This is a genomic window from Burkholderia sp. BCC1047 (genome assembly GCF_902833155.1).
GTDB lineage: Bacteria > Pseudomonadota > Gammaproteobacteria > Burkholderiales > Burkholderiaceae > Burkholderia > Burkholderia sola.
Window position 1 is genome coordinate 1 of record NZ_CADFEH010000073.1, and the last position, 6,993, is coordinate 6,993.

The window sequence follows — 6,993 nt, forward strand, 5'->3', positions numbered from 1 at the left end:
CCGCCGGCCAGATACTCGTCAACGATGCCTTGTCTGAACTGCTCGTTGTACTTCGTCATGTAAAACACCCCAAAGGTTGGACTAGTGTCCAACTTTTGGGGTGCAGTTCACGGGGCGCTTTTCTTTTTGCGGCGCATGCCGCCCGCCGCCGGAGCGGGCTGGCCGCTTGCATCACTCGATCGACGCGTACACGGCTTCGCCGAGCGTGAACGAATCGCTGCGCGCGATCGGCCACCACTTGTCGTACAGCGAGAAGCCGCAGGTGTGGCCGTCGAGCAGCGCACCGGGTTTCAGGTACTTCAGCAGTTGCGACATCAGCCGCACCTCGTGCGGCGCGACCCGCTGCACGATGTGGTGCGCACGCAGCTCGGACGGATGCGCGAGGCCGGCCGCCTGCACGAGTTCCTGCAGCGCATGCAGCGTATTGCGGTGGAAGTTGTACACGCGCTCGGCCTTGTCGGGCACGACGAGCGCGCGCTGGCGCACCGGGTCCTGCGTCGCGACGCCGGTCGGGCAGCGGTCGGTGTGGCAGTGCTGCGCCTGGATGCAGCCGACCGCGAACATGAAGCCGCGCGCCGAGTTCACCCAGTCCGCGCCGATCGCGAGCGTGCGCGCGATGTCGAACGCGGTGATGATCTTGCCGCTCGCGCCGAGCTTCACGCGGTCGCGCACGCCGATCCCGACGAGCGTGTTGTGCACGAGCAGCAGCCCTTCCTGCAGCGGCACGCCGACGTGGTCGGTGAATTCGAGCGGCGCCGCGCCCGTGCCGCCTTCCGCGCCGTCGACGACGATGAAGTCGGGCACGATGCCGGTCTCGAGCATCGCTTTCGCGATCCCGAAGAATTCCCACGGATGGCCGATGCACAGCTTGAAGCCGGTCGGCTTGCCGCCGGACAGCGTGCGCAGCCGCTCGACGAATTCGAGCAGCCCGCGCGGCGTCGAGAATTCCGAGTGCGTCGCGGGCGAGATGCAGTCCTTGCCCATCGGCACGCCGCGCGTCTCGGCGATTTCCGGCGTGATCTTCGCGGCCGGCAGCACGCCGCCGTGGCCGGGTTTCGCGCCCTGCGACAGCTTCACCTCGATCATCCTCACCTGCGGATCGGCGGCCTGTTTCGCGAACTTGTCGGGGTTGAACGTGCCGTCGTCGTTGCGGCAGCCGAAGTAGCCGGACGCGATTTCCCAGATGATGTCGCCGCCGTGCTCGCGGTGGTACTTCGACAGCGAGCCTTCGCCGGTATCGTGCGCGAAGCCGCCTTTTTTCGCGCCGAGGTTCAGCGAGCGGATCGCGTTCGCGGACAGCGAGCCGAAGCTCATCGCCGAGATGTTGAAGATCGAAATGTCGTACGGTTGCGCGCGAGTCGCGCCGACGCGGATGCGGAAATCGTGGTTCGGCAGCTTCGTCGGCGCGAGCGAATGGCTGATCCATTCGTGCGCGACGGCCTTCACGTTCAGCTCGGTGCCGTACGGACGGTTGTCGGCGACGTTCTTCGCGCGCTGGTAGACGAGGCTGCGCTGCGCGCGCGAGAACGGTTTTTCGTCGGTGTCGTCCTCGACGAAGTACTGGCGGATTTCAGGTCGGATGAATTCGAACAGGAAGCGGAAGTGGCCCCAGAGCGGGTAGTTCCGCAGGATCGCGTGGCGGTCCTGGTTCAGGTCGTACAGGCCGAGCGCGACGAGGGCGATGGGGATGGCGATCCACAGCCAGGAGAGTGCATGGACCGACGCGAGGACGGCCGCCGCGACGAGCAGCAGCACGGCACACCACATCGCGAGGTAGCGTCTTGAAAGCATGGGGACTCCGTAAGAATCTTGAAATGCCGCCATGCGTACGCTGCGCGGCGGCGCGCCGGCCGTAGCGGAATCATGTTCCGCCGGGCGCGGCGTGCCGCAAGTCTAAACCGAATGGATGTCAGCGTGCGTCGGCGAGCGCCGGCGCGTGGCCCGCCGCCGCAGCCTGCCCGGGCTGGCCGGTGGCCGCGGATTCGATGATGCCGCCGCCGAGGCAGATCTCGCCGTCATACAGCACGGCCGACTGGCCGGGCGTGACCGCCCACTGCGCGTCGTCGAACGCGAGCGAGAAGCGCGCTTCGCCTGCCGGGCCGGCGGCCGCAGTGCCGAATGCGCACGCCGCATCGGCCTGCCGGTAGCGCGTCTTCGCGCCGCACGAAAAGCCGTCGGCCGGCGGCTCGCCGGCGACCCAGCTCACGTTGCCGGCGACCAGTTCGCGCGACAGCAGCCACGGATGGTCGTGGCCCTGCACGACGTACAGCGCGTTCGACGCGATGTCCTTCGCGGCGACGAACCACGGATCGCCGTTGCCGCTCTTGCTGCCGCCGAGGCCGATGCCCTTGCGCTGCCCGAACGTGTAGAACGCGAGGCCGATGTGCTCGCCGACCACCTTGCCGTCGGGCGTCTTCATCGGGCCGGGTTTCGTCGGCAGATAGCGGTTCAGGAAATCGCGGAACGGCCGTTCGCCGATGAAGCAGATGCCGGTCGAATCCTTCTTCTTCGCGTTCGGCAGCCCGATCTGCGCGGCGATCTCGCGCACCTTCGTCTTCGGAATCTCGCCGAGCGGGAACATCGTCTTCGACAGTTGCGCCTGGTTCAGCCGGTGCAGGAAGTACGACTGGTCCTTCGTATGATCGAAGGCCTTCAGCAGTTCGAAACGCCCGTCGCGCTCGCGCACGCGCGCGTAGTGACCGGTCGCGATCATTTCCGCGTCGAGCGACATCGCGTGGTCGAGGAAGGCCTTGAACTTGATCTCGGCGTTGCACAGCACGTCGGGATTCGGCGTGCGGCCGGCCGAGTATTCGCGCAGGAACTCCGCGAACACGCGGTCCTTGTATTCCGCCGCGAAGTTGACGGCTTCCACGTCGATGCCGATCAGGTCGGCCACCGACACGACGTCGATCCAGTCCTGGCGCGTCGAGCAGTACTCGCCGTCGTCGTCGTCTTCCCAGTTCTTCATGAACAGGCCGACCACGTCGTAGCCCTGTTCCTTCAGCAGCCACGCGGTCACCGACGAATCGACGCCGCCCGACATGCCCACCACTACACGACGCTTGCTCATTTGCTGACCGCCTGACGTTCGAATGCCTCGGGGCGCGGCGCGACCGAATGCGTGTGCACGAAATCGAGCGGAATGCGCCGCCCGGCGAGATAGTCGTCGACGCAGCGCATCACCGCGGGCGAACGATGGCGCTCGCTGCAGGCGCGCAGTTCGTCGGCCGTCATCCACAGCGTGCGGACGATGCCGTCGTCGAGCGCATGGCCCGCGACCGGTTCGCCGGCCGTGCCGCAGAACGTGAAGCGCAGGTAGGTCGCGCCGGCGCTGCCGGGGCGATCGTAGTGCGCGAGATAGACGCCGACGAGCGCGTCGGGCGTGAACGGGTGCGCGGTTTCCTCGAGCGTTTCGCGGATCACGGCGTCGGCCAGCGTCTCGCCGGCTTCGAGGTGACCGGCCGGCTGGTTGATGCGCAGGCCCGTCGAGGTTTCTTCCTCGATCACGAGAAAGCGGCCGGCGCGCTCGACCAGCGCGGCGACCGTCACATGCGGGGTCCAGATTTCGGGTTTCATGGTTCGGCATTTTACCGGTTGCGCCCGAACGCTGCCGGCCGTTTCCCGCCGGGCCGCCCGCGGCCGGTCGCTCGTTAGACGATCCGACCCTCGCAGATCGTCCGTCCCGGCGATGCATGACGGCAGCGACCAGACTCATGTCGCATTCGAGCACGGTCGTGCGCAAAGTGCTGGCGGGGCCATCGCTTTCGGTTAAAGTGCAGCGTGAACGCCGTTGCTCGTGAGCCGGTAAGTCAGCCTGTCCGGCTCGTTGTGCAGTAAAGATCGCAAGAAAAGAAATACTGACAATGACTGGAGGAACTGACGATGCATATTGGAGTGCCTGCTGAAACGCGGGCCAACGAGGCGCGCGTGGCCGCGACGCCGGAAACCGTGAAGAAATACGCGGCGGCCGGCCATCGGGTCAGTATCGCGAAAGGGGCCGGCAGCGCCGCCAGCTATCCCGACGAAGCCTATGTGGCCGCCGGCGCCGAATTGACCGACCAGTCGGCCGCTTTTGCCGCCGATCTCGTGCTGAAGGTCCAGGCGCCCACCGACACCGAACTGCCGTTGCTCAAGCGCGGCGCCGTGCTGGTCGGGATGCTCGATCCGTTCAACGGCGAGCAGGCGGCGCAACTCGCCGCGGCCGGCGTGACCGGCTTCGCGCTCGAGGCCGCGCCGCGCACGACGCGCGCGCAGAGTCTCGACGTGCTGTCGTCGCAGGCGAACATCGCCGGCTACAAGGCCGTGCTGGTGGCCGCGTCGCTCTATCCGCGCTTCATGCCGATGCTGATGACGGCCGCGGGCACCGTGAAGGCGGCGCGCGTGCTGATTCTCGGCGCGGGCGTCGCGGGCCTGCAGGCGATCGCGACCGCGAAGCGGCTGGGCGCGGTGATCGAGGCGTCCGACGTGCGACCGGCCGTGAAGGAGCAGATCGAGTCGCTCGGCGCGAAATTCCTCGACGTCCCGTTCGAAACCGACGAAGAGCGCGACGCCGCGCAGGGTGTCGGCGGCTATGCGCGCCCGATGCCGCCGTCGTGGCTCGGCCGCCAGGCCGCGCTCGTGCACGAGCGCGCGAAGCAGGCCGACATCGTGATCACGACCGCGCTGATTCCCGGCCGCCCGGCGCCGACGCTGATCTCGGTCGACACCGCGCAGTCGATGAAGCCCGGCTCGGTGCTCGTCGATCTCGCGGCCGGCCGCGGTCCGGACATCGACGGCCGCAAGGGCGGCAACTGCCCGCTGACCGTCGCCGACCAGGTGATCGTGCACCACGGCGTGACGATCGCCGGCTACACGAATCTGGCGTCGATGGTCGCGTCGGACGCGTCGGCGCTGTACGCGCGCAACCTGCTCGACTTCATGAAGCTGATCGTCACGAAGGAAGGCACGCTGAACATCGACCTGACCGACGACATCGTCGCCGCGACGCTGCTGTGCCGCGACGGCGAAGTCACCCGCAGATAACGGAGGAGACCATGGAAGTCATCAATCACACGGTGATCAACGTGATCATCTTCGTGCTGGCGGTGTACGTCGGCTACCACGTCGTCTGGAACGTCACGCCGGCGCTGCATACGCCGCTGATGGCCGTGACCAACGCGATCTCGGCGATCGTGATCGTCGGCGCGATGCTCGCGGCGGCGCTTACCGTCGGCGCGACCGGCAAGTTCTTCGGCACGCTCGCGGTCGCGCTCGCGGCCGTCAACGTGTTCGGCGGCTTTCTCGTGACGAGGCGCATGCTGGAGATGTTCCGCAAGAAGGAGCCCAAGCGTGTCGAGGGCGGCAAGGAGGGCGCGCGATGAGCATGAACGTCGTTACGCTGCTGTACCTCGTCGCGTCGGTGTGCTTCATCCAGGCGCTGAAGGGGCTGTCGAACCCGAAGAGCGCGCGGCGCGGCAACCTGTTCGGGATGGTCGGGATGGCCATCGCGATCCTCACGACGATCGCGCTGATCGTCAAGCAGGCCGCGTGGCTCGGCGCGAACCTGCCGCTCGGCCTCGCGCTCGTGCTCGGCGCGCTGATCGTCGGCGGGGGCGTCGGCGCATTCGTCGCCGCGCGCGTCGAGATGACGAAGATGCCGGAACTCGTCGCGGCGATGCACTCGCTGATCGGTCTCGCGGCCGTGTGCATCGCGTATGCGGTGGTGTCGGAGCCGGAAGCGTTCGGGCTCGTGCCGCAGGACGCGGTGTCGTCGAGCTTCATTCCGTACGGCAACCGCGTCGAGCTGTTCATCGGCACGTTCGTCGGCGCGATCACGTTCTCCGGTTCGGTGATCGCGTTCGGCAAGCTGTCGGGCAAGTACAAGTTCCGGCTGTTCCAGGGCGCGCCGGTCGTGTACGCGGGCCAGCACCTGATCAACCTGATGCTCGCGATCGCGATGCTCGGCTTCGGCATCCTGTTCTTCATCACGCAGGCGTGGCTGCCGTTCATCATCATGACGGCGATCGCGTTCGTGCTCGGCGTGCTGATCATCATCCCGATCGGCGGCGCGGACATGCCGGTGGTCGTGTCGATGCTGAACTCGTACTCGGGCTGGGCCGCGGCGGGCATCGGCTTCTCGCTGAACAACGCGATGCTGATCATCGCCGGTTCGCTGGTCGGCTCGTCGGGCGCGATCCTGTCGTACATCATGTGCCACGCGATGAACCGTTCGTTCTTCAACGTGATCCTCGGCGGGTTCGGCGGCGAAGCGGCGGCCGGCGGCGCGGCGGGCGCGCAGGAGCAGCGGCCGGTGAAGTCGGGTTCGGCCGACGATGCGTCGTTCATGCTCGGCAACGCGGAAACGGTCGTGATCGTGCCGGGCTACGGGCTCGCCGTCGCCCGCGCGCAGCACGCGCTGAAGGAGCTGACCGACAAGCTGGTCGAGAAGGGCATCGACGTGAAGTACGCGATCCACCCGGTCGCCGGGCGGATGCCGGGGCACATGAACGTGCTGCTCGCGGAAGCGGAAGTGCCGTACGAGATCGTGCACGAGATGGAGGACATCAACGGCGAATTCGGCCAGGTGGACGTGGTGCTCGTGCTCGGCGCGAACGACGTCGTGAACCCGGCCGCGAAGACCGATCCGAAATCGCCGATCGCGGGGATGCCGATCATCGAGGCGTACAAGGCGCGCACGGTGATCGTCAACAAGCGCTCGATGGCGGCCGGCTACGCGGGCCTCGACAACGACCTGTTCTACATGGACAAGACGATGATGGTGTTCGGCGATGCGAAGAAGGTCATCGAGGACATGGTGAAGGCCGTCGAGTAACTGACGCTTCGGCTACGCGGCACCCGCTTCGATGCGCGGGCGCCGCGCTCCGGACAGGCCCGACCGGCGCAAGCCGGTCGGGCTTTTTTCATGGGTGCGCCCGGCAGGGCGCACTTACTTGGAGGTGAAAGTCCTCTACTCGCCCGGCAAGGGGAAGAGTTAGCCGAAGGCAAGGGTTTCCC

General features: G+C 67.0%; 6 protein-coding genes. 3 read left to right on the forward strand and 3 right to left on the reverse strand.

The window, feature by feature from the left end; genetic code table 11:
* Positions 1-171: 171 nt before the first annotated feature.
* From HWX55_RS35780 to HWX55_RS35790, 3 genes are all read right to left on the reverse strand, one after another.
* A complete protein-coding gene (locus tag HWX55_RS35780) occupies positions 172-1,791 on the reverse strand; it encodes an FMN-binding glutamate synthase family protein (protein WP_175979086.1) in 1,620 nt (539 codons plus the stop codon).
* 118 nt (positions 1,792-1,909) lie between these two features.
* The gene (mnmA, locus tag HWX55_RS35785; protein WP_175979087.1) at positions 1,910-3,070 is read right to left on the reverse strand and encodes a tRNA 2-thiouridine(34) synthase MnmA; all 1,161 of its coding nucleotides are present in this window, start codon (positions 3,068-3,070) and stop codon (positions 1,910-1,912) included.
* The gene (locus HWX55_RS35790) at positions 3,067-3,576 is read right to left on the reverse strand and encodes an NUDIX hydrolase (protein WP_175979088.1); all 510 of its coding nucleotides are present in this window, start codon (positions 3,574-3,576) and stop codon (positions 3,067-3,069) included. Before HWX55_RS35790 ends, mnmA begins: the two co-directional genes overlap by 4 nt.
* 306 nt (positions 3,577-3,882) lie before the next feature.
* Between HWX55_RS35790 and HWX55_RS35795 the strand changes: the two genes are divergently transcribed.
* Genes HWX55_RS35795 through HWX55_RS35805 form a run of 3 tightly spaced genes read left to right on the forward strand, consistent with a single transcriptional unit; the run spans position 3,883 to position 6,811 of the window.
* The gene (locus HWX55_RS35795) at positions 3,883-5,022 is read left to right on the forward strand and encodes a Re/Si-specific NAD(P)(+) transhydrogenase subunit alpha (protein WP_175979089.1); all 1,140 of its coding nucleotides are present in this window, start codon (positions 3,883-3,885) and stop codon (positions 5,020-5,022) included.
* Between the two features lie 11 nt (positions 5,023-5,033).
* A complete protein-coding gene (locus tag HWX55_RS35800; protein WP_006476884.1) occupies positions 5,034-5,360 on the forward strand; it encodes an NAD(P) transhydrogenase subunit alpha in 327 nt (108 codons plus the stop codon).
* Positions 5,357-6,811, forward strand: coding sequence for an NAD(P)(+) transhydrogenase (Re/Si-specific) subunit beta (locus tag HWX55_RS35805; RefSeq protein ID WP_175979090.1), 1,455 nt, complete (start codon positions 5,357-5,359; stop codon positions 6,809-6,811). The genes HWX55_RS35800 and HWX55_RS35805 overlap by 4 nt, the downstream gene beginning before the upstream one ends.
* The last annotated feature ends 182 nt before the right edge of the window (positions 6,812-6,993 follow it).